Below are 21,824 nucleotides of genomic sequence, written 5' to 3' on the forward strand. Positions count from 1 at the left end.
AGTCAGCCGATCGGTGCGGGGTCGAGTTCCTGCTGGGAGAGATGCTCGCTGATGACCTCTGAAATGACCTGAACAGGCGTCGGGCCGGTGCCGGTCGGCAGCGTCAGAGCGATGTATTCGCCCCGGTCGACGGCGTACCAGGTGCTTGAATCGAGTCCCATTTCCGCGCCGGACACCTCGAACCACTGCACTTCATTCACGAGCTGGAGCGCCGCGGCCTGGTCGAACTCCAAGGGGCGCTCAAGGCCACATCGCAGGACGACAGGGTCGTCGAGCAGGCCTGGCTCTCGCCAGGCTGCCGTCGCCGCCGGTGCTGGGTCGACGATCTCGGCACGTTCCAGACTTCCGAGTTCATCTGGCAGCTGATCGAGCAGCGTGACGCACTCGTCCGAATCGGCACCCGGCGCGGGAAACTCAGCGAGGATTACCGGCTCTGCTTCAAGGTCGCGCTGCATCACAACCGCAGCGACGATGAGTCCGGTGATCAAAGCTAGCGGCAGGGCAATCGCGGTCGCGATAAGAGCAGGGGAACGGCGTTCCGGCTTGGTCTCGCTCACAACACCTCATCACGGGGTCAGCACGTCAGTTCGGCTGTCACCGTACTCTAGTCGGGTGATTGCTGAGTCGCGTGACGATCTCCCTGCTCCGTCAGACGGCGCTCGAGCCGAAGGCGCAACTGTCCGCGACGCCGGGGAGTTTGGTGTCATACGGCGCATCACCGCAGGCAGGGTACAGCCAGCGGCCACGCTTATCGGCCCCGGCGATGATGCCGCCGTGGTGTCTCTCACGCACGGCACTGTGGTCGCATCAGTGGACATGCTCGTTGAAGGGCGGCATTTCCGGACCGACTGGTCGTCGCCCCATGACATAGGACGCAAATCGATAGCGCAAAACGCCGCCGACATGGCCGCGATGGGTGCGCGTCCCCTGACGTTTCTCGTCGGTCTGGGTTGTCCCGCAGACACCCCGCTGGCAGTGACGGACGCGCTGAACGAAGGGCTGTGGGAGGAGGCGTCAGCGGTGGGTGCGGGAATCGGCGGGGGAGACCTCGTTCAATCGCCGCACATCACAGTATCCGTGACGGCCCTCGGCGATCTCGACGGCCGCAGGGCGGTTCTGCGCAGTGGCGCGCGCCCCGGTGATCTCATTGCGATGGCTGGCGAAACTGGTTATTCGGCTGCTGGCCTTGAACTCCTGACCCGCGGGATCGCACCCGGCGATGCGGCAACCCGCGAGTGCGTAGCGATCCACCGAACACCGCGGCCGCCCTACCGTGAGGGCGTAGCAGCCGCCGAGGCGGGTGCTCACGCAATGATCGACACCTCAGACGGCCTGCTGTCAGATCTGGGCCATATCGCGAGGGCTTCGGGTGTCCGGATCGATATTGACACTGCGGCGTTGGGATGTCCGGAACCGGTGCGTGCTGTCGCCGCAATCTGCGGAACTGACGCGATGGCTTGGGTACTGGATGGTGGCGAAGATCATGCTCTCGTCGCAGCCTTCGCACCGCAAAGTGCGATACCGGAGAATTGGCGCCTCATCGGGTCGGTATCCGAGGGTGAAGGTGTCACAGTGGACCACACCACGCGTTCAGCCGACGGTTGGACGAGTTGGTAGGGGTGTACCGCTCGATTCCGCCGACGTGTCCTACCCGGTGGTGCCCCGATGCGGGTAAAGTTACGAAGAGGGGCTAAGAGCGGTCGCTGACGGCTCTCCGCCCTCGCATCGCACTGGCGCTTTGCGGAAATTTTGATGCAGCTGCCAGGGCTGCGTTGCGAAGGGATGCAATGGCAATCAAGGACATCGCTGAGTACTCACATCTCAGCGAAGCGGATATTGAGTCGCTTGGACGCGAACTCGACACCATTCGTCGCGATATCGAGGACTCGCTCGGTTCGCGTGATGCGCGCTATATCCTCCGGACTATCGCTGCGCAGCGGATCCTTGATGCGGCGGGGCGATACATGATCTTCGCCAGCCGCGGCAAAGCTGGCTGGCTCGCGGGTACGGCGGCCCTCGCGGTGGCGAAAATCATTGAGAACATGGAGATCAGCCACAACGTGCTGCACGGACAGTGGGACTGGATGAACGATCCGGAAATCCACTCCACCACCTGGGAATGGGACATGCCAGGGCCGTCAGTCCAGTGGAAGTACGCGCACAACGTCGTTCACCACAAGTACACGAATATCGTCGGCATGGACGAGGACGTGGGATTCGGGATCATTCGGGTCACCCGCGATCAAGAGTGGAAGCCGATCCATCTCCTTCAGCCGCTTCAGAATCTCTTGCTGGCTGCGGGGTTCGAGTGGGGCATCGCCTTACACGATCTCCAGTTTGACGGGCGGAAGCCCTCTCCTGAAGACATTGCGACCTTCCGCCGCAAAATCGTGCGCCAGGTCGGTAAGGACTATGTGTTCTTCCCCGCACTGAGTGGCCGTCGCTGGAAGCAGACCCTCGCAGCCAACGGGACCGCGAACCTCGCCCGCAATATCTGGGCGCACCTAGTGATCTCCTGCGGCCACTTCCCCGACGGAGCGGAAAAATTCGTCCTGTCGGACCTCGAGAACGAGACGCAAGCAGAGTGGTATCTCCGGCAGATGCTGGGGAGCGCCAATTTCGAAGCTGGCCCCGCGATGGCATTCATGAGCGGGAACCTCTGCTACCAGATCGAGCATCACCTTTTTCCAGATCTTCCCAGCAACAGGGCCGCGGAGATCGCAGAACGAGTGCGACAGCTGTGCGAAAAGTACGACCTGCCGTACACGACCGGCTCGTTGATGAAGCAGGCGATGCTGACGCAGCGCACCGTCTTCAAACTCGCGCTTCCAGACCGAATGCTGCGCGCCACGTCCGACGATGCGCCTGAAACTGCTTCGGAGTTGAGGTTCAAGGCATTACAGGCACTCGAATGGGTTGCTACGGACCCAGCGACAGGCCGCCGCCGGGGACTGAGCACTGCCCTTGCAGAGTTAAAGGTGCAGCGTAAACGCATGATGACCGAACTGAAAGCGCAGCGAAAGCGCATCAAGCGGGAACGGCGTCAGCGGAAAGCAGGAAGTCCAGTCACCGCCTGACCGATTACCAGTTGATGCACCTCTGATGTCCCTTCGTACGTGAGCACCGATTCGAGGTTGTTGGCGTGACGCAAGACCGGGTACTCGAGGGTGATTCCGTTCGCTCCGAGGAGGGTCCGGCACTCGCGGGCGATCGCGAGCGATTCGCGCACATTGTTCAGCTTCCCGAGGCTCACCTGCTCGGCACGGAGCTGCCCAGCATCCTTGAGTGTGCCCAGGTGCAGCGCCAGCAGCATGCCCTTACCGAGCTCGAGGGTCATATTGGCTAGCTTCAGCTGTGTCGCCTGATACCCGGCGAGCGGTTTGCCGAACACGTCGCGGTCCTTCGTGTAGGAAATCGCGGTTTCCAGACAGTCGCGGGCGGCGCCGAGCGCGCCGAACACGATGCCGTAGCGGGCTTCGTTCAGGCAGGACAGCGGGCCTGCGAGCCCCTTTGCTCCGGGCAGTATCGCCGATGCCGGGAGCCGCACATTATCGAGGACCAGTTCGCTTGTGACAGAAGCACGCAGGGAAAGCTTCCTCGTGATCTCTGGCGCCGAGAAACCCGGAGTCTCGGTGGGTACAATGAAGCCGCGGATCTTGTCGTCGGTCTGTGCCCACACGACCGCGACATCGGCAATCGAGCCATTCGTGATCCACATCTTCGTGCCGTTGAGGATCCAGTCGTCACCCTCGCGTTTTGCCCTGGTGCGCATGCCGCTGGGATCGGAACCGAAGTCAGGCTCGGTTAGTCCGAAGCAGCCGATCGCTTCACCTGCCGCCATCTGCGGCAGCCACTCCTGCTTTTGCTCCTCCGAGCCGTGCTTCCAGATCGCGAACATCGCGAGCGACCCCTGCACTGAGACGAGACTGCGCAGTCCGGAATCGGCTGCTTCGAGTTCCATACACGCCAGGCCGTACGCGGTCGCGCTGGTTCCTGAACAGCCATAGCCCTCGAGGTGCATACCGAGGACTCCGAGTTTGCCGAGTTCCTGGGCCACCTCACGTGCGGGCAATGCGCCAGCCTCGAACCACTCCTCGAGATGCGGGCGGATACGTTCATCGGTGAATGCACGCACGGTGTCGCGGATCGCGCGGTCTTCGTCGTTGATTATCGCGTCGGTACCGAACAAGCCGAGCGGTGTTTGCGGATTCATGAATGCTGGTCCTTTCAGAGGAAGGCACTCACGCCGGTGGCGGCGCGGCCGATGAGAAGTTTCTGGATCTGGCTGGTGCCCTCGTAGAGCGTCATGACGCGGGCGTCGCGCATGTACTTCTGGACGGGGTATTCGTCGACGTAGCCGTAGCCGCCAAGCACCTGGATGGCGAGGTTTGCGGCGCGGACCGCGGCTTCGCTCGCGAAGTACTTCGCTTTGGATGCGGCGACGCTGAACTCCTCGCCGCGCTCAATCAGGGAGGCAGCGCGGTATACGAGCAGGCGGGCGGCGTCGAGTTCGATTGAGATGTCGGCAATCATGTCCTGCACCAGCTGGAACGACGCCAGTGGGCGGCCGAACTGCTGGCGCTGTGTCGCATATCCGACGGCGGCGTCGAGGCAGCCCTGGATGATGCCGACACATCCGGCACCAACTGAAACGCGCCCTTTGTCAAGCGATTTCATCGCGATGCTGAACCCGGTACCTTCTTCACCCAGCCGGTTGGCGGCGGGCACGCGCACGTCCGTCAGATAAATCTCGGCGGTGGCCTGCCCGCGCAGTCCCAGCTTTCCTTTGATCTCGCGAGCTTCGAAGCCAGGCCTGTCAGTGGGGACGAGAAACGCGGAGACGCCCTTCGGTCCAGGGCCGCCAGTGCGCGCGAACACGAGGCACACGTCCGCCCAGGTCCCGTTAGTGATGAACATCTTCTGCCCGGTGAGCACGTATTCGTCGCCGTCCCGCACCGCCTTGGTTTTCAGGTTGCCCGCGTCCGAACCGGTGTCTGGTTCTGTCAGTCCGAAGCAGGCCAGGCTTTCACCCGTGGCGATCCGAGAGAGCCAGTCGAGCTTCTGCTCTTCGGTGCCGTATTCGAGGATCGACTTGCCGACGAGGCCCATCGACACGGACACGATGCCGCGGACGGCGGAGTCCGCGCGTCCGAGTTCTTCCATGCCGATGCAGTACGTGATGTAGTCGCCGCCGAGCCCCCCGTACTCTTCGGGGATGGTCAGCCCGAAGAATCCCATCTCGCCGAGCTTGGGGATGATGCTGGTGTCGACTGATTCCACGCGATCCCATTCGGCACGGTACGGCACGACGGCGCTATCGAGGAACTCTCTTGCATACTGCCGGAACTTCTTTTGATCGTCTGTCAGTGTGAGGTCCATCAGGATTCTCCTCGAAAATCGGGGCGGGGCTTCTTGGTACCGTCAGCGTCGTAGGCGTACCAGCCGATGCCGGATTTGCGTCCGAGTTCGCCCCGTTCCACCAGGGCAGTGACGCTGCCGCTCGGCGCATCTTTCAGATCGCCTGATTCGGTGTAGCGGGCTTGTTTGGTGTAGTAGCCGATGTCTATGCCCGTGAGGTCCATCAGCTCGAACGGACCCATCGGGTAGCCGAGCGCGGTGCGGCACGCAGTGTCGATCGCTCCGACCGACGCGATGTCATTTTCGAACAGGAAAATTGCTTCGTCGCGAACGGCATTGAGAATGCGGTTGGCGATGAACCCGGGGATCTCCTTGTCCAGGACGACCGGTGTCTTGCCGAGCCGTTCGGTGAGTGCCACCGTGGTCGCGATCGTGTCGTCTGACGTCTGCGGCCCGCGTACGACCTCCACGCACTTCATCACGAGTGCGGGGTTGAAGAAGTGCATGTTGCACACGCGGTCAGGCCGGGTTGTCGCATCAGCGAGTTGGGAGGGCACGAAGCCAGAAGAGTTCGTCGCAAGGATCGTGTGTGCAGGCGCGAGCTTGTCGATCGCCGCGAAAAGGTAGCGTTTGATGGGGAGCCTTTCGGTCGCTGCTTCGATGACAAAATCGGCTGAGGCAGCAGCGGTATCGAGATCAGTTGTGAACGACAGACGCGCGAGTGCGGAGTCACGGTCCGGCGCGTTCACGCTGCCATTGCTGACGCGCCGATCAAGGCGGTTTCGAAGGTCGCGGGTTGTCTCGCCGAACCGTGACGCGTCAACGTCATAGACGGCGGTTGTGTACCCCGCGAGCGCGCACACCATGCCGATCTGTGACCCCATCGCGCCAGCGCCGATCACGAGAATCGTGGAAATCACTTGCTTACCTCCCGCTGAATTCCGCTGGGCGGCGAGCGAGGAAAGCTTCCGCACCTTCGCGTTTGTCGTCTGTGGTGTAGAGCAGCGCCTGCGCGAGTTGTTCGACGACGAGTCCGGTGCGCTGGTCGGCGTCGAAGCCGGTACGGATGACGAGCTTCGCGAGCCGCACCGCGAGCGGGCCGCGGCGCAAAATAGTTCGCGCCACGTCGTAGGCGGTGTCGAGCAGTTTTTCGCTGGGTACGACGTCGGTGATAAGGCCTGCTTCGCGCGCTCCCTCTGCGTCGAGCATCCGGCCGGTGAGGATGAGTTCGATCGCGCGCCCAACCCCGACGAGCCGGGCCATCCGCTGTGTGCCGCCTGCTCCTGGCAAGACGGAGAGCATCGTTTCTGGCAGGCCGAACTTGGCGTTCGATGACCCGATCCGGATGTCGCACGCCATCGCGAGCTCGCATCCGCCACCGAGCGCGAAACCGTTGACGGCCGCGATCGTGGGCTTCTCGCAGGACTCGATGACGTCGTACAAGCGTTGCATCTCGGACGCGAGGCCGGTGTGCAGGGTGTAGTTCTTCAGTTGGGTGATGTCAGCCCCGGCCGCGAATGCGCGATCACCCACCCCCGTGAACACAATGGCGCCGACGGTGTCGTCGTCGCGCAAGCGTGCGAGTGCGTCGCGGATGTCTTCCTGCACCTGCTTGTTGATGGCGTTACGCACCTCAGGCCGGTTGATCGTGATCGTCGCGACGTGGCCGTCGATGCTGATGAGAAGTGTCTTGTAGTTCATAGTTTCCTCAGGCGGTCTCGAAGAGAACGGAAATTCCCTGTCCCACACCGATACACATCGTGGCTACTGCTCGGCTCACTCCGCGCTCACGCAGTTCCAGAGCGGCTGTCAGAGCGAGCCGTGCGCCGCTTGCACCGAGCGGGTGGCCGAGCGCGATTGCACCCCCGTTGGGGTTGACGTGTTCCGCGTCGTCGGGCAGGCCCACCTCGCGCAGCACGGCGAGGGACTGCGCAGCGAACGCTTCGTTCACTTCAAAGAGGCCGATGTCGTCGATGTTGAGACGGGTACGTTCCAGCAGCCGCTTCGTTGCTGGTGCGGGACCGATCCCCATCATGCGAGGCTCGACGCCAACGGTGGCCGCTGCGCTGATGCGGGCGAGGGGAGTGAGCTCGTAGCGTTCGACGGCACGCTCGGATGCGACGAGAACGGCGGCGGCCCCGTCGTTCACGCCGGATGCGTTGCCCGCGGTGATGGAGCCGCCAGGCACGATGGGCCGCAGCGCAGCGAGTGATCCCAGCGATGTTGCGCGCGGATGTTCATCGGTGTCGACGGCCTGCGGGTCACCCTTAGGCTGAGGAATCTCTACTGGAGCGATTTCCCTGGCGAAGCGGCCGTTCGCGATCGCCTTTGCGGCACGTTCCTGCGAGCGGAGCGCGAACGCGTCCTGCGCTTCACGGCTGATACCGTACAACTCGGCGATGTTCTGCGCCGTCTCCGGCATCGAGTCGGTGCCGTACAGCTCAGCCATGCGCGGGTTGACGAATCGCCACCCAATCGTCGTGTCGTACACCTCGTTCGAACGCGACCAAGCAGCCGCCGCCTTCGTCATGACGAACGGCGCGCGGGTCATGCTTTCCACCCCGCCAGCGATGATCAGATCGGCATCGCAAGCTTTGATGGTGCGCGCCGCGATCGCAACCGCGTCGAGTCCCGATCCGCACAGCCGGTTCACCGTTCCGCCCGGCACAGTGACGGGAAGTTCCGCGAGCAGCCCAGCCATGCGGGCGACGTTGCGGTTGTCCTCACCGGCCTGGTTGGCGCAGCCGAGGATGACGTCGTCCACGCGTGACCAGTCGACGGTGCGTTCGGCTGTGGTGAGGGCTTGGATAACGTGCGCAGCAAGATCATCGGTGCGGACACCCGCGAGGGCGCCGCCATACCGTCCGATCGGGGTGCGCACGCCGGAAACCAGGTACGCGGTACTAATACCATTCATGAAGCACCCTTCACCATCTCGCGCAGCTGAAACTTCTGGATCTTTCCGCTCGCGGTCCGCGGGAACTCGGAGAGGACCACCAGACGCTCCGGCCAGTACTGTTTGGCAACACCCTTGGCTGCGAGAAACTCCTTCATGTCGCTGAACGTGAACTCTTCCGCGTCTGGCTTGAGGACGACGCACGCGCAGGCGCGCTCCTGCAGCCGCGGATCCGGCGCGGCGACCACGGCGACGATATCGAGCTTCGGGTTCTCGTACAGCACGTTCTCGACGTACGCGACGGGGATGTTCTCGCCGCCGCGGATGATGACGTCCTTGGTTCGGCCAGCGATACTCAGATACCCGTCGGCGTCGATCTTCGCGAGGTCACCGGTGTCGAACCATTCACCGTTGAAGCAATCGCGCGTCATGTCGAGGCGTTCGGCGTAACCCACGAAGAGGAACGGGCCGGTCACCTGGAGCCGTCCTTCGTTGCCCGAGGGGAGTTCGTTCCCGTCAGTATCGACGACACGGATCCGCATGCCCGGCCACGGGTAGCCATCAGTGTCGATGATTTTCTCTTCCGGGTCACCCGGGATGCCGAGGGTGACGAGCGCGTCCTCGCTCTGGCCCCAACCACCGAGCACGATCATGCCGGGCAGCTTGTCCCGGGCTTCCCGGACGATCGCGCGGGGGATGGGTGCGCCCATGCAGCAGAACCGCTGCAATGAGGAGACGTCGTGCTTGTCGAGGTTGGGTGCGACGAGCAGGTCGTGCAGGAACGGTGTCGCCGCCGAGGTGTAGGTGATCCCGTGTTGCTCAACGAGTTCTACGAACCGCGCAGGATCCCACACGTCCTGCAGGACGGCGGTCGCACCGGACTGGACTGGCAGTCGTGCGCCGTACAGGAAACCGGTGAGGTGGGCGAGCGTCGATGCCATATGGATCACGCTGTTTTCCGTGATGCCGAGACGTACCGGGAGCGGATTGTTCGCGGCGATCGCGGTGTTGTGCGTGTGCATGACCCCCTTGGGTTCCCCGGTGGTTCCCGACGTGAAGATCAGCAGTGTGACGTCGTTGGGGTCGGGGCGCAGGGCGGCGAGTTCGGAGGGATCGCGGCGCTCTTCCCACGGCGTCGCGACGAAGTCTTCCCACGTGCCCGTTCCCTGACCGGGCTTGCCGTCGACAACGAGCACGTGCTCGACAGACGGCCACTGCGTGCGCAGTGTGTCGATCATGGCGGGATAGTCGAAGTTCCGGAATTCCGAGGGGACGACGATGACCTTCGACTTCGCGAGTCCCACCATGAATCCGACTTCTCGCGCCCGGTAAATCGGGATGAGTGGGTTGCTGATCGCGCCGATGCGCGACGCGGCGTAATGCAGCACGATCCATTCGATCCAGTTGGGCAGCTGGAACGAAACCACATCACCGGGCTGCACACCGAGTTCGAGCAGGCCGAGCGCGCACCTGTCGACGTTCTGCTTCAGGTCGCGGTAGCTGACCTGCCCGCGCGCGTCGACAAAGGCAGTCTTTTCGGGGGTGCGGGCAGCGGCATCGTCGAGATAGTCCGTGATCGTTTTCCCGACCCAATAGCCCTGCTCGGTGTACTTGTCGATCTGCTCATCAGTAAGGATCGTTTCGAAGTCCATCGGGGTTCTTCTCTCAGCTCATGGTGAGGCCGCCGCTGACGCTGACGGTCTGGCCGGTGACGTAGCTGGATTCGTCGGACGCGAAGAACGCGACGACGTTGGCAAGATCGCTGGGCTGCGCGAGACGGCGGAACGGAATCGCCTTGGTGAGCGCGTCGCGCAGCTTCGGATTGTCGCCGCCGAGGGAGGCGAACAGCGCGGTATCGGTGGGGCCGGGGCAGACAGCGTTGGCGCTGACCTGGTGGCGCGCCATCTCGCGGGCGATCGCTTTGGTGAACGCGATGACGCCGCCCTTTGCGCCCGAGTACACGGCTTCGCCGGACGATCCCACACGTCCGGCATCGGACGCTACGTTGACGATCGAGCCAAAGCCCTGCTCCGCCATCGCTGGCAGCACTGCCTTGCACGTGTTGAGGACGCCGTACAGATTGATCCGGATGACCTTGTCCCAGTCCGCCGGGTCAGAGTCTACGAACGGGCTGGCCTTGTCCCAGCCGGCATTGTTGACGAGCACGTCGAGGCGCCCGAACTGGCCGAGTACCTGCTGGACCATGTCGTTCACTGACTCGAGTGAGGTGACGTCAGCTCGGACACCGATGGCTCCGCCGCCGATTGCACCTGCGGTTTCCTTGGCTGATGTTTCGTCGATGTCGGTGATGACGACGGTGGCACCCTCGCCGGCGAGCTTCTCGGCGATGCCGCGGCCGATTCCTTGGCCGGCGCCTGTGACGATGGCAATCTTATTGTCGAGCTTTCCCATGTCTGAGGGTCCTGTTCTGTCAGTGTTACGACTAGGGCGCGTATGCGCGGCCGAGCATGTTGCGGGAGATGATGAGCTTGGAAACCTGAGCTGTGCCGTCACCGATCTCGAGTCCGATGACGTCGCGAAGGCGCTGTCCGAGCGGGCTTTCGGTCGAGTAGGCGAGGTGACCAAACGTCAGAAGGCACTGGTGGATCACCTCCGCGGATAGCTTCGGCGCCCAGAATTTCGCCATCGCAGCTTCACTGCTGTGTTCAAGGTCACTGTCCTTCTTCCATAGCGCCTCGTAGCAGACGTGGCGAGCGCCGCGCACGTATGTGGCGTACTCAGCGAGAGGGAAGGAGACGCCCTGGAAGGCGCCGATCGGCCGGCCGAACGATTCGCGATCGCGGCACCACTGCGTCGCTTCATCGAGTGACGTTTGCGCCGCTCCGAGGCAGGAAAGTCCGATGATCGCGCGCGAGTAGTCAAACCCCTGCATGACGGAGACGAAGCCGTCGCCTTCCTCGCCGACGAGTTGATCGGGTCTGACGGGCAGTTCGTTGAAGTGCAGCGATGCGCGCCCGATGGAGCGGCTGCCAAGATCGTCGAATGGTGTGCGTGTGACGTAGCGCTCGTCGAGGTCAACGTAGAATGCGCTCACTCCGCGTGCGCCCTTAGCGCCGGTTCGTGCGAGTATGAGGCCGGTGTGCGCGTCCATACCGAGCGTGATCGAAGTCTTCTCGCCGGTGAGCTTCCAGCCGTCGCCGTCCGGTACGGCACGCAGTTCGAGCTGGGCCGCGTCGGTGCCGTGTCCGGGTTCGGTGACGCACAGCGCTGGGATGACGTCTCCGGTTGCGATCGGAGGGAGCCACTGTGCTTTCTGTTCGTCCGTGGCATGACGGACGAGCACATCGCTGATGAGCGCGGAGACGATGATGAGGTAGGTTGCATTGAAGTCGCCGCGACCCACTTCCTCGGCAGCCATGCCCGCAATGACGGCGCTTGCTTCCTGCCCGCCGTAGGCCTCGGGGATTCGCAGGCCGGTGAGTCCCATGTTTGCCATGTCCCTGACGAGTTCCGGCCGCAGCTTCGCAGCCTTATCGTCAGACTGATAGTGGGGTGCAAGCACTTTCGTTGCAAACCGCCGTAGCTCTTGGCGGTAGGCTTCTTCGTCCTCGGTGAACTGGTAGTCCATAAGTGATGCCTTCTGCTGTTACTGGTTAATGCCAGTTGGCGTAAGAGTTGAAGTCAGGCTTGCGTTTCTCAGCGAACGCCGCAGCCCCTTCGAGGCCTTCTGGAGAGGCGGTGAAGAGGTCGAGCGCGGACATAGCAAGGTTGCTCAGACCTGCTTGGTGATCGGTGTCTGCGTTGAATGATTGTTTGAGGAAGCGGATGGCAGTAGGGCTCTTCTCGGCTACCTCGCGGGCCCACGTTTTCGCTTCGTCAAGCAGGTTTTCGGACGGAACGACCTTGTTCACTAAGCCCATGCGCTCCGCTTCCTGTGCGTCGTACATGCGGCACCAGAACCAGATCTCGCGCGCCTTTTTCTCACCGACGACTCGGGCGAGGTAGGCGGTCCCGAACCCGGCGTCGAACGACCCGACCTTCGGGCCAGCCTGGCCGAATCGCGCCGTCTCGCTTGCAATCGAGACGTCACAAAGAACCTGGAGCACATGGCCACCACCGACCGCGACACCGTTGACGGCAGCGATGACGGGCTTGGGGATGTCGCGAATCAACTTGTGGAGGTACCCGATTTCGAACATCCCGCTCTCGGTCGGGCCATAGTCGCCAGTCTCGGCGCGCTGCTTGACGTCACCGCCAGTGCAGAAAGCCTTCTCACCTGTAGCGGTGAGGATGACGGCTTGCACTTTCGGGTCAGCCCAGGCGGCCCGGAATGCCCACACCAACTCTTCGACGGTTCTTCCGCGGAACGCGTTGAAGCGTTCGGGGCGGTTGATAGTGATGATTGCTGCGGGCCCGTCGATCTCGTACTTGATGTCGTCGTATGAGGTGCTCTTTACCCTGGTCATTCCCTACTCCCTACTGTGAATGAATGTTCATTCAATGCAGCAACCGTAGCTCGTGGTGTGATCTGCGTCAAGGGGTAGGATGAACGGGTATTCAATGTTGTGTGGGGCGGCGCAGACCCAACTGCGGAGAGGGGTGGGCCCTGATGGCGGCACCAAAAACGGCGGTGTCTGATGCAAAGCAAGAGCGCGTCCGGCGCCGACGGAGGCAGGTACTGCAGGCGGCAACCCGGTTGATGCAGGTATCGGGGTTCCACTCGATGTCGATGCAAGCGGTCGCGGACGAAGCCAAGATGAGCGTCGGTCTGATCTACCAGTACTTCGGAAACAAAGAAGACGTACTGCGCGCCGTAATTGTCGACATCCTGGAGGACTTCCGTGACGAAGTGCCCGCTGCGCTCGACGCCGCCGGAGCGGATCCAGTAAAGCGGCTATCGAACGGTTTCCGGGTGTTCTGTCAGGTGGTCGATGCTAAGCGGGCGGCGACGGTGCTGACCTATCGGGAGAGTAAGACCCTGACGCCTGAAGGGCTCGAGCAGATCAAGCATCTCGAGCTTGAAACCACTGAGCCGATCCGGCAGGCGGTGCGAGATGGGGTCGAGGCGGGCGTCTTCGCTGATGTCGACGCTGAACTCGTCGTACACAACCTGTTGATGTGTGCCCATGGGTGGGCGCTCAAGCACTGGCATCTCAGCGAGTATCTGACCCTCGAGCAGTACATCGAGCGCGAGCTCGCAATGCTGCTGGCATCCATTCGTCCCGCGGGTTAGTTCACTCAATTTCACGCTGTGTGTTGACCATCACAGTCCGCTGTGTCTATGGTTTTGAATGAGCATTCATTCAAAACTGGAGGCCTCGTATGAAAACCACCACTAGGGCATCGGCACCACCGCCGAACGTCGCGACTGGCAGATCCCCCTCGAATCGGCCCATGCGGCGCGTCGCGGCGGCCAGCTTGATTGGGACCACGATCGAGTACTACGACTTCTTTATCTTCGGAACCGCGGCTGCGCTCGTCTTCGGCACGGTTTTCTTCCCTGCGCTAGGACCGGCGGCAGGGACGCTGGCCGCCCTCGCCACGTTCGGTGTCGCCTTCGTGGCCAGGCCATTTGGCTCGATCTTGTTCGGGCACTTCGGAGACCGCGTAGGTCGCAAAGCGACCCTCGTTACGACCCTCTTGCTGATGGGTGTGGCGACGCTGGCCATTGGGTTGCTGCCCACGGCCGCATCTATCGGTGTCGCCGCTCCGATCCTGCTCATCGTCTTGCGTTTATGTCAGGGCCTCGCGGTCGGAGGAGAGTGGGCCGGTGCTGTACTGCTGACCGCCGAGTATGCGCCAAAAGCTAAGCGGGGCATGTACGCTCTGTTTCCGCAGCTAGGTCCGTCGCTTGCTTTCGTGCTCGCGAGCGGCACCTTCCTGATTACCAGTCTCACCATGACGGATGAGCAGTTCATGGCTTACGGATGGCGGATACCCTTCATTGCCAGCGTTATTCTCGTGATGGTCGGGCTCTACATCCGGATGAACATCGAAGAAACTCCCGCGTTCAAGAACGTTACGTCGCAGAACGACGTGGCCAAAGTTCCGCTGTTCGAGGTTGCGAAGGGGCAGCCGCGTGAGGTACTTCTCGCTGCCGGATCGATCACCATGCTGTTCGCGTTCTTCTATATGGGTGTCACGTACCTGACAAACTACGGGACGACGGTGCTCGAACTGCCGCGGCAGACTGTCCTCTCCATCGGCATCCTGGCTGGATTCTGCTTCGCCGCGACGACGGTGTGGTCGGCGATCTACTCCGACAGGATCGGTCGTCGCAGGGTGACCGTCATCGCGAATGGACTCGCGGTTGTCTGGTCGCTGGCGCTCTTCCCGATTCTGAATATCGGCACGCCACTGGCTTTCGCGGTTGGTGTTTCCGTCACCCTCGGCATTGTCGGTGCCGCCTACGGCCCAGCGGGTGCGTTCCTTCCCGAACTGTTCCGCTCCCGCTACCGCTATACGGGCGCCGGTGTTGCGTACAACCTAGCGGGCGTGCTCGGCGGTGCGGTTCCGCCACTGTTCGCGGCGTGGCTCGTCGCCTCTTTCGGCAGCTACTCAATCGGTGTGTACCTCGCAGCGATGGCTCTTTTCAGCCTTGTTTGCACCTTCAAGTTGCGCGAGACCCGAAACAGTGACCTGACCTCCTGACTCTCATATCCATCTGCGGAGGTAAACGAGAACACGCAAAAACGCGAGTTTCGTTTTACCTCCGCAGATGGATTCGGGAACGGCGTCATCGCAGAAGTGACCGCGCCATGACGACTCGCTGAATCTGGTTGGTGCCCTCATAGATCTGCGTGATCTTGGCGTCGCGCATCATCCGCTCAACCGGGAAGTCGCGAGTGTAACCGGCACCTCCGAACAGTTGCACCGCGTCGGTTGTTACGTCCATCGCGACATCGGAGGCGAAGCATTTCGCCGCGCTCGCGATGAACGCAAGCCCCTTCTCGCCGCGTTCGGCACGTGCAGCCGAGTGGTACACCATCAAGCGCGCGGCCTCTATTTTCATGGCCATGTCGGCGAGCATGAACTGCACACCCTGGAACTGGCTGACCGATTTACCGAACTGCTTGCGATCTTTCACATACTCCATCGCGGCGTCGAGTGCTCCCTGCGCGATGCCCACAGCCTGCGCCCCGATGGTCGGACGGGTGTGGTCCAGCGTTTCCAGCGCGGTCTTGAATCCAGTGCCCGGCTCACCGATGATCCGGTCACCAGGGATGCGGCAGTTCTCGAAATACAGTTCGGCGGTTGGCGAGCCCTTGATGCCGAGCTTCTTCTCCTTCGGGCCGACCGTGAAGCCCTCGTCATCCTTGTGCACCATAAACGCGGAAATGCCGTTCGCACCCATATCCGCGTCGGTGACGGCCATGACCGTGTACCAGGTGGACTTGCCGCCGTTGGTGATCCAGCACTTCGAACCGTTCAGAATCCAGTCCTCACCATCAGCCTTGGCCCGCGTGCGCATCGATGCTGGGTCAGATCCAGCCTCGCGCTCGGACAGCGCGTACGACGCCATCGCTTCGCCGGACGCGATTGACGGAAGCACTTGCTGCTTCAGGTCCTCGCTTCCGTTGAGGATCAACCCCATTGTGCCCAGCTTGTTGACGCCAGGGATCAGCGATGACGACGCGCAAACGCGCGCCACTTCCTCGACGACAATGCACGTCGCGACCGAATCGGCTCCTTGGCCGTCGTATTCGTCCGGAACATGTACCGCGTTGAAGCCAGACGCTGTCAGCGCCGCTAAGGCTTCCTCGGGGTAGCGCTCGTGCTCATCGACCTCCGCCGCGTACGGAGCGATTTCCTTCTCGCAGAGGGACCGAATCGCGGCGCGGAGTTCATTGTGTTCGTCGGCAACCTGGAACAGGTCGAAGTCAGGGTTACTCGTCATTGTCGTTGTCTTTCTGGGTGAGGAAACGTTCGATGCGACTCCCGATGTCGTCGCTTCGCAGGAGGGGGTCAATGTGCCCGCCAGGAAAGACGGACAGTTGGGCGTGGGGAATCAGCCGTTGCATCGCTTTCGCGTTGACCAGCGGGATAATCGGGTCGTCGTCGCCCGCGAGGATGAGAACGGGCTGCCAGATGCCGGGCAGAAATGGCAGGCTCGCCCAGATTGACCCGGCGAGGAGCTGATAGACGTAGCCGCGACGGCTCGCGGCGGTTTCGACCTTGCCGAACACCGCTCTGACTCCCTCGAGGTCGGTCCGGGCCGCGCCGCCATAGATCAACGGAGCGACCTGAGCTGCGTACTCGGGGTCGCGGTAGCGCCGGGGAGTCGTCATATGCCACAACACATACGGCTTGGCTGGCACCATCATCACGCCCGTCGCCGTGCACATGAGGACCGCGCGGCGGCACCGGCGTGGGAACTGGAACGCCAGCTGCTGCGCTAGCGCGCCACCCCACGAGTAGCCGAGGACGTCGAAGCGGACATAACCCAATTGGGTGAGCATCCGTGCCACGGTGGCCGCGAGGACATGGAACGTGTACGGCAGGCGCGGCACCGGAGAGAGCCCGGAGCCTGGAACATCGAAGCTGATGACGGTGCGCTCCGGATCAAGCCCTTGGATGAGCGAATCGAAGACTTCGAGGCTCGCGCCGATTCCGTTGCACAACACCAGTGGGACGTCATGCTCGTCGCCCCGTCCTTCCCGAACGTGAACCCGGATCTCATAGCCACATACGCGAATCCATGTGCCGCGGATCGGAGTTAGCGACGCGCTCATGTTTCGAAGACGTACTGGCCGGGGGCACGGACGCCTGCTGGGTACTGCTCGGAACCGAGTGTGCGCGGTGCGGGCACAGTTCCCTCGTTGCGGTCCGCAAGCCACTTCGCGTAGTCCGGCCACCATGAGCCTTGAACCTTCTCACTGCCGTCGAGCCAATCCTCGGCGGTCGCCCGCATTTCGGGGTTAACACGGAAGGACGCTTTCGGGTTGCTCGGTGGGTTCACCATGCACGCGATGTGTCCGCTCGTCGACAACACGAAGCGGGTGTCACCACCGAGCAGTCTGGCGCTGCGGTACGACGCCTGCCACGGGCTGATGTGATCGGCCACCCCGGCGACAACATATGAATCGGCTTTCATCGCGGAGAGGTCCACGTCGGTCCCGAGCAGGGAAGCCGAGCCGGGTGTGGCGAGCTTGTTGTCCAGGAAAAGTTCAATGAAGTCGCGGTGCAGCGCGGCGGTCATTCGGGTCGTGTCTGCGTTCCAGAACAGCACGTCGAAGGCAGCGGGGTCTCTGCCCTGCAAATAGTTGTTCACCCAATAGCTCCACACCAGGTCATTCGGGCGCATCCACGCGAACATTTCCGCCAGGGCTCCGCCGTCGAGGTAGCCTTTCGACGCGGAATACTTGACGGCTGCCGTAGCGGATTTCTTCCCGGTCAGCGCTGCCTGCAGCCCGGCTCGCGACTGGTCAAGGACGTTGACGCCGAGGCTCATGCTCGCGATGCGCTCACCTTGTCCGGTCGCCGATAGATGCGCCACGACCATCGACAGCAGGGCACCACCGGAACACAGGCCCATTATGTGCGCTTTCTCGGTGTCGGCAATCTTCTGGACCGCGTCGAGCGCCTGGATCACCGCCGTGGCGTAGTGGTCGATACCCCAGTCACGCTGCTCTGCGGTGGGGTTGAACCACGAGAGGATGAAGACCTGCTGCCCCTGCGAGACAAGGTATTCGACGAGGCTGCGGCCTGGTGCAAGGTCGACGACGTAGTACTTGTTGATAAGCGGCGGCACGATCAGCAAGGGAACTTTGCCGACCTCCTCGGTGACCGGACGGTAGTGGATCAGCTCGAAGGTGGGTGTTTTCAGAACGACGGAGCCATCGGTGGCAGCGATATTGACGCCGACCGTGAAGCCGGATGTGTCGACCATCGCCGGGACGCGCGGTGCTTTTGCGAAGTCCCGCAGGAGGTTCCGAATTCCTCGGACGGCACTTATACCGCCCGTATCGATCAGCGCTTTCAGCGACACGGGATTGATTCCCGGAATGTTGCTGGGGGCGGCCGCGTCAAGGATGTTTTCCAGAGCGAACTCGATCCGTTCGCGATCACGCCAGTCCAATTCAAGTTCGCCGACAACACTGCGCGCGGTCTGGTCGATCGCTAAATAGCCCTGCAAGATGGCACGTAGCCACGGGTTCGAGAGCCATGCGGCGTCATTAAACCTGCGGTCGCGTTTGTTCGGAGTGATCTCTGACTTACCGGTGGCGACGTGAGCGAGTTCGCGGACCAGGCCGACTACTTCGTCTGCAACGACGCTGGGCTTATCCGCGATGGCTGCGCCGAGCTTCAAAGTGGAGGCGCCGGGAATGAAACGCCGCCACTGGCTGCGGGCAGCGTTCGTCAGCAGCATGTCGATGGGTGCTGAGGCTTCGGCGAGCGTTTCGTCAATTTTCTGGGTGTTGATGGTGACCATATGCGTGAATCCTTTGAGGTTTCAGTGTGCTTCAGCGGGTGTGGCGGGCGGCTGCACCTCGCGGCGCAGGATCTTGCCGGTCGGTCCCTTGGGGAGCTCATCGAGTACCCACACGTGGCGCGGGTACTTGTACGCTGCGAGGCGGGCTTTCACGAATTCGCTGATTGCCGCGGTCTCGACGGTCGTACCTGGCCGGACGGCGATTGCCGCACCGACTTCTTCGCCGAGCGTTGGATGCGGAATTCCGATTACCGCCGCTTCGACGATGTCCGGGTGCTCGTACAGCACCTCTTCGACCTCGCGCGGGTAGATGTTGTAGCCGCCGCGGATGATGAGGGACTTCTTACGGTCGACGATGTAGAAATAGCCATCGTCGTCGGTCTTGCCGATGTCCCCTGTGCGGAACCAGCCGTCGATGAATGCCTCCGCGGTTGCGGTGGGGCGGCCGAGGTAGCCCTTCATGACGTTTTCGCCGCGCACGCAGATCTCGCCGAGTTCGCCGGGCTGCAGCGTCTCACCGTCATCATTGATGACACGCATTTCCACACCGTCGAGTGGGAGACCGACGGAGCCGATTTTCCGATCACCCTCTGGCGGGTTGAAGCAGCACACCGGTGACGTCTCCGAGAGTCCGTACCCTTCGATGATCACCGTGTGGAATGTGTCCTCGAAGGACGTGAGCGTGTCGAGTGGGAGTGCCGCGCCACCTGAACAGCACAGACGCAGCGTCGACGCGTCGGCGTCCGCACTGCCGGGTGCCTCGGCCATCGCCGAGTACATCGTCGGAACGCCGGCGAAGATCGTGACCTTTTCCTTCTCGATCGCGTCGAGTGCGAGGTCACCGGTGAATTGGGGAAGCAGAACCAGTGTCGCACCGCTGAACAGCGTGCAGTTCATCGATACTGTCTGCCCGAACGTGTGGAACAGCGGCAGGCACCCCAGTACGACGTCGGCTGCGGAGAGTTTCAGCCAGTCGTGTGCGAAGCGGTCAGCGTTGCGACGCAAATTGAAGTGCGTGAGTTCGGCGCCTTTGGGATGCCCGGTGGTACCGGACGTGTAGAGGATAACGGCGGTGTCATCCTCATCCCGGTCGACGACGTCCGTGAGCGGCGCCGCCGAGATACTGCCCACGAACGACTCGTCGACTTCGACGACGCTGGTGTGGGCTTCGAGCGCGCCTGCCTGCGCTTCCAGTGCGACCGCGTGCCAGGCGAACACGAGCTTCGCGCCGGAATCACCAAGGTAGTACGCGACTTCCCGGTTCTTCAGCAGCGGGTTCATCGGGACGACAACCCCTCCAGCGAGGAGGATGCCGTAGTAGAGGGCAGGGAAAGCCACAATTTTGGGGACCATGATCGCGACGCTGTCGCCGGGCTTGATTCCTCGGTGAATCAGCAGACCCGCGACGCGCCTAGCCGCGTTTTCGAGTTCTGCGTACGTGAGTGCCTGGGCGCCAAGCCGGACTGCGGTAGCAGTGGGACTGGCGTTCGCCGTGCTGAGGAAGGACGTCACGAGATTGGTCATGGGGCAGGCCTCTCGGGTCGGGTGGTGTGACGTGGACATGAGTGTGCGGGAAATGGTGTGGTCAGCCGTAGGGGAGCGAGAACAGACTTGCTGTGAACAGGTCACAACGATGGTTGTTTGCCAGAGAGGCGGCCGGTGTTTATGTGCGAGGCTGCCGCGCGGGCCCGGCAGTGGCTTCAGTGGCTTCAGTGGCTTCAGTGGCTTCAGTGGCCAGCGCCCGGTCTTTGCGTAACAACGAGGTCCGCTCCACCAGGACGTGCAGGACGATGCCTGCCGCGATGCCCCAGGCCGCACCTTGGGTGGCCAGCACGACGCCGGTGACACCAGCGACCGCGTACTGCTCGGCATTACTCACTTGCTGCATGCCGACGACCATGCACAGGTAGCCGGTCACAAGGAGAGTGAGCGACAGCGCGATTGGCAGAACGGGCTGGAAAAGCGTGACCAGTGGCATCGCGAACAGCGCGAAGAATGCGATGAGGTAGAAGGTGCCCACCCCGCTGTACACGGATTCCATTGCGCGTCGACCGAACTCGTACCGGGTCGCGATGCCCGCTGTCAATGCGGTGAAGATAGGCCCGCCCTGGCCCGGTTGCGGAATGAACAGTGCGTGCAGGGCATTTCGGATTCCGGTGATGACGTGCAGGCGATCGTTGTCTACCTCGATGACCTCGTCCGGCCGGGCTTTGTCGGCTCGTGCGATGACAGAGTCGCCGACGACGATGTCTCCGTACGCGATGACGTAGGAGATGATCGCAACGGGAATCGCGGTCAGGAACATCTCGAGTGTGGGCCAGCCGATGGTGAAGGGCAGTAGCTGCCACAGTTCGTTGATTGCGAGAGACGTGACGCCCCATTCGATCTGTGGCAGCGGATACTCGCCCACGGCCCAGCCCACGCCAATCGCGATCAGAAGTCCGGGGACGAGGCCGTAATTCGCGATCATCACACCGAGTTTGCTGCGGTTACAGAACAGCCTGAACGACGCAGAGAACAGGACGAATGCGATGACGAGTGCGCCGATGCCGATCGAGAGCGGTGTCGCGAGGAATCGCCCGCCTTCGCCAATCTCGCCCATTAGCGCGGCGATCCCGGCGCCGAGCAGGATGCCGCCCTTCACGGAGACCGGGATGCTACTAATCAGCTTGCTCGCGAATTTCGTGACACCGAGAACGAGGAAGATCACAGCCACCGCGATGTGGAGGGCCACCATCGCTTTGATCGCTTCAGGGCCAGGCTCGTAGGCGCTGAGATATACCACGACCAGAGGCACAGCGGGCGTGATGAAGCCCGGAGCCAGCGGAGCGCCCAGCAACGCAGGCAGCAGAAGAGTCGCCATGAAGAGGATCGTGACTGTTAACGCGACCTCAAAGGACATGCCCAGGTAGGTCTGAAGCAGCGGGATCGTTGCCATGCCCACCACGAACATAATCGCGGCTTGCACGGCCTCCGCGAGTTCAAGCGGATAGTGGATGAAGGGCAGTCGGATCTTGAACATACCCAGGCGCCAGTAGGGCTGCTCCTGGCCATATTCTCGTTTCAAGAGGTAGCGCGATCGCATGCGAAGCCCTTTCTTGAGGCAGGGAGTGCGGGATTCAGGGAGCTGTGTGAACCCGCACCAGGGTGCTATGCGATCCGCGTCACTCTGTAGGG

General features: G+C 62.3%; 19 protein-coding genes. 4 read left to right on the forward strand and 15 right to left on the reverse strand.

Annotation, left to right across the window (positions count from 1 at the left end):
* Positions 1-2: 2 nt before the first annotated feature.
* Positions 3-557, reverse strand: coding sequence for a DUF3515 domain-containing protein (locus FHU29_RS03375; protein ID WP_064440164.1), 555 nt, complete (start codon positions 555-557; stop codon positions 3-5).
* 55 nt (positions 558-612) lie between these two features.
* Between FHU29_RS03375 and FHU29_RS03380 the strand changes: the two genes are divergently transcribed.
* Entirely contained in the window at positions 613-1,617 is a 1,005-nt protein-coding gene (locus tag FHU29_RS03380; RefSeq protein WP_083962291.1) for a thiamine-phosphate kinase, read from the forward strand.
* Between the two features lie 170 nt (positions 1,618-1,787).
* Positions 1,788-3,077, forward strand: coding sequence for a fatty acid desaturase family protein (locus tag FHU29_RS03385; RefSeq protein WP_064440165.1), 1,290 nt, complete (start codon positions 1,788-1,790; stop codon positions 3,075-3,077).
* Here the strand turns inward: FHU29_RS03385 and FHU29_RS03390 are convergent.
* The 9 genes from FHU29_RS03390 to FHU29_RS03430 are packed head-to-tail and all read right to left on the reverse strand — an operon-like array spanning position 3,044 to position 12,681.
* Positions 3,044-4,213, reverse strand: coding sequence for an acyl-CoA dehydrogenase family protein (locus FHU29_RS03390; protein ID WP_064440166.1), 1,170 nt, complete (start codon positions 4,211-4,213; stop codon positions 3,044-3,046). The two genes, FHU29_RS03385 and FHU29_RS03390, sit on opposite strands and share 34 nt — an antisense overlap.
* Before the next feature lie 14 nt (positions 4,214-4,227).
* Positions 4,228-5,379 carry an acyl-CoA dehydrogenase family protein gene (locus tag FHU29_RS03395; RefSeq protein WP_064440167.1) on the reverse strand — a complete coding sequence of 384 codons (1,152 nt, stop codon included), beginning with the start codon at positions 5,377-5,379 and terminating at the stop codon, positions 4,228-4,230.
* Positions 5,379-6,278 carry a 3-hydroxyacyl-CoA dehydrogenase family protein gene (locus FHU29_RS03400; protein WP_232322952.1) on the reverse strand — a complete coding sequence of 300 codons (900 nt, stop codon included), beginning with the start codon at positions 6,276-6,278 and terminating at the stop codon, positions 5,379-5,381. The genes FHU29_RS03395 and FHU29_RS03400 overlap by 1 nt, the downstream gene beginning before the upstream one ends.
* Before the next feature lie 4 nt (positions 6,279-6,282).
* Entirely contained in the window at positions 6,283-7,059 is a 777-nt protein-coding gene (locus tag FHU29_RS03405) for an enoyl-CoA hydratase/isomerase family protein (protein WP_064440168.1), read from the reverse strand.
* A 7-nt stretch (positions 7,060-7,066) separates the two neighbouring features.
* Positions 7,067-8,266, reverse strand: a complete 1,200-nt coding sequence (gene pcaF, locus FHU29_RS03410; protein WP_064440346.1) for a 3-oxoadipyl-CoA thiolase — start codon at positions 8,264-8,266, stop codon at positions 7,067-7,069.
* Positions 8,267-8,271: 5 nt separating this feature from the next.
* Positions 8,272-9,906 (reverse strand): AMP-binding protein, encoded by a 1,635-nt coding sequence (locus FHU29_RS03415; RefSeq protein ID WP_064440169.1) that lies wholly within the window; start codon positions 9,904-9,906, stop codon positions 8,272-8,274.
* A 13-nt stretch (positions 9,907-9,919) separates the two neighbouring features.
* Positions 9,920-10,666: an SDR family NAD(P)-dependent oxidoreductase gene (locus FHU29_RS03420; RefSeq protein WP_064440170.1), complete on the reverse strand. Its 747-nt coding sequence runs from the start codon at positions 10,664-10,666 to the stop codon at positions 9,920-9,922.
* 31 nt (positions 10,667-10,697) lie between these two features.
* The gene (locus tag FHU29_RS03425; RefSeq protein WP_064440171.1) at positions 10,698-11,843 is read right to left on the reverse strand and encodes an acyl-CoA dehydrogenase family protein; all 1,146 of its coding nucleotides are present in this window, start codon (positions 11,841-11,843) and stop codon (positions 10,698-10,700) included.
* Between the two features lie 25 nt (positions 11,844-11,868).
* Positions 11,869-12,681: an enoyl-CoA hydratase-related protein gene (locus tag FHU29_RS03430; protein ID WP_064440172.1), complete on the reverse strand. Its 813-nt coding sequence runs from the start codon at positions 12,679-12,681 to the stop codon at positions 11,869-11,871.
* Positions 12,682-12,824: 143 nt separating this feature from the next.
* On the opposite strand from FHU29_RS03430, the gene FHU29_RS03435 reads away from it, so the two are divergent.
* Together FHU29_RS03435 and FHU29_RS03440 are read left to right on the forward strand one after the other, a co-directional pair.
* Positions 12,825-13,448 carry a TetR/AcrR family transcriptional regulator gene (locus tag FHU29_RS03435; RefSeq protein WP_064440173.1) on the forward strand — a complete coding sequence of 208 codons (624 nt, stop codon included), beginning with the start codon at positions 12,825-12,827 and terminating at the stop codon, positions 13,446-13,448.
* Between the two features lie 89 nt (positions 13,449-13,537).
* Positions 13,538-14,866, forward strand: a complete 1,329-nt coding sequence (locus tag FHU29_RS03440) for an MFS transporter (RefSeq protein ID WP_064440174.1) — start codon at positions 13,538-13,540, stop codon at positions 14,864-14,866.
* Between the two features lie 85 nt (positions 14,867-14,951).
* On the opposite strand, the gene FHU29_RS03445 is transcribed toward FHU29_RS03440, so the two are convergent.
* From FHU29_RS03445 to FHU29_RS03465, 5 genes are all read right to left on the reverse strand, one after another.
* The gene (locus FHU29_RS03445; RefSeq protein ID WP_064440175.1) at positions 14,952-16,112 is read right to left on the reverse strand and encodes an acyl-CoA dehydrogenase; all 1,161 of its coding nucleotides are present in this window, start codon (positions 16,110-16,112) and stop codon (positions 14,952-14,954) included.
* Positions 16,102-16,947, reverse strand: a complete 846-nt coding sequence (gene phaZ, locus FHU29_RS03450; RefSeq protein ID WP_064440176.1) for a poly(3-hydroxyalkanoate) depolymerase — start codon at positions 16,945-16,947, stop codon at positions 16,102-16,104. The genes FHU29_RS03445 and phaZ overlap by 11 nt, the downstream gene beginning before the upstream one ends.
* Positions 16,944-18,647 carry a PHA/PHB synthase family protein gene (locus FHU29_RS03455; RefSeq protein WP_064440177.1) on the reverse strand — a complete coding sequence of 568 codons (1,704 nt, stop codon included), beginning with the start codon at positions 18,645-18,647 and terminating at the stop codon, positions 16,944-16,946. The genes phaZ and FHU29_RS03455 overlap by 4 nt, the downstream gene beginning before the upstream one ends.
* Positions 18,648-18,668: 21 nt before the next feature.
* Positions 18,669-20,171, reverse strand: coding sequence for a long-chain-fatty-acid--CoA ligase (locus tag FHU29_RS03460; RefSeq protein WP_064440178.1), 1,503 nt, complete (start codon positions 20,169-20,171; stop codon positions 18,669-18,671).
* A gap of 139 nt (positions 20,172-20,310) precedes the next feature.
* Positions 20,311-21,732, reverse strand: a complete 1,422-nt coding sequence (locus FHU29_RS03465) for a solute carrier family 23 protein (protein WP_064440179.1) — start codon at positions 21,730-21,732, stop codon at positions 20,311-20,313.
* Positions 21,733-21,824: the final 92 nt, after the last annotated feature.

The organism is Hoyosella altamirensis, from assembly GCF_014191505.1.
Taxonomy (GTDB): domain Bacteria; phylum Actinomycetota; class Actinomycetes; order Mycobacteriales; family Mycobacteriaceae; genus Hoyosella; species Hoyosella altamirensis.

Excerpts from the sequence above, each read along its gene's own strand:
- FHU29_RS03385 (WP_064440165.1), top strand. The coding sequence starts at position 1,788 with ATGGCAATCAAGGACATCGCTGAGTACTCACATCTCAGCGAAGCGGAT.
- FHU29_RS03390 (WP_064440166.1), bottom strand. The coding sequence starts at position 4,213 with ATGAATCCGCAAACACCGCTCGGCTTGTTCGGTACCGACGCGATAATC.
- FHU29_RS03395 (WP_064440167.1), bottom strand. The coding sequence starts at position 5,379 with ATGGACCTCACACTGACAGACGATCAAAAGAAGTTCCGGCAGTATGCA.
- FHU29_RS03405 (WP_064440168.1), bottom strand. The coding sequence starts at position 7,059 with ATGAACTACAAGACACTTCTCATCAGCATCGACGGCCACGTCGCGACG.
- FHU29_RS03415 (WP_064440169.1), bottom strand. The coding sequence starts at position 9,906 with ATGGACTTCGAAACGATCCTTACTGATGAGCAGATCGACAAGTACACC.
- FHU29_RS03420 (WP_064440170.1), bottom strand. The coding sequence starts at position 10,666 with ATGGGAAAGCTCGACAATAAGATTGCCATCGTCACAGGCGCCGGCCAA.
- FHU29_RS03425 (WP_064440171.1), bottom strand. The coding sequence starts at position 11,843 with ATGGACTACCAGTTCACCGAGGACGAAGAAGCCTACCGCCAAGAGCTA.
- FHU29_RS03430 (WP_064440172.1), bottom strand. The coding sequence starts at position 12,681 with ATGACCAGGGTAAAGAGCACCTCATACGACGACATCAAGTACGAGATC.
- FHU29_RS03435 (WP_064440173.1), top strand. The coding sequence starts at position 12,825 with ATGGCGGCACCAAAAACGGCGGTGTCTGATGCAAAGCAAGAGCGCGTC.
- FHU29_RS03440 (WP_064440174.1), top strand. The coding sequence starts at position 13,538 with ATGAAAACCACCACTAGGGCATCGGCACCACCGCCGAACGTCGCGACT.
- FHU29_RS03445 (WP_064440175.1), bottom strand. The coding sequence starts at position 16,112 with ATGACGAGTAACCCTGACTTCGACCTGTTCCAGGTTGCCGACGAACAC.
- phaZ (WP_064440176.1), bottom strand. The coding sequence starts at position 16,947 with ATGAGCGCGTCGCTAACTCCGATCCGCGGCACATGGATTCGCGTATGT.
- FHU29_RS03455 (WP_064440177.1), bottom strand. The coding sequence starts at position 18,647 with ATGGTCACCATCAACACCCAGAAAATTGACGAAACGCTCGCCGAAGCC.
- FHU29_RS03460 (WP_064440178.1), bottom strand. The coding sequence starts at position 20,171 with ATGACCAATCTCGTGACGTCCTTCCTCAGCACGGCGAACGCCAGTCCC.
- FHU29_RS03465 (WP_064440179.1), bottom strand. The coding sequence starts at position 21,732 with ATGCGATCGCGCTACCTCTTGAAACGAGAATATGGCCAGGAGCAGCCC.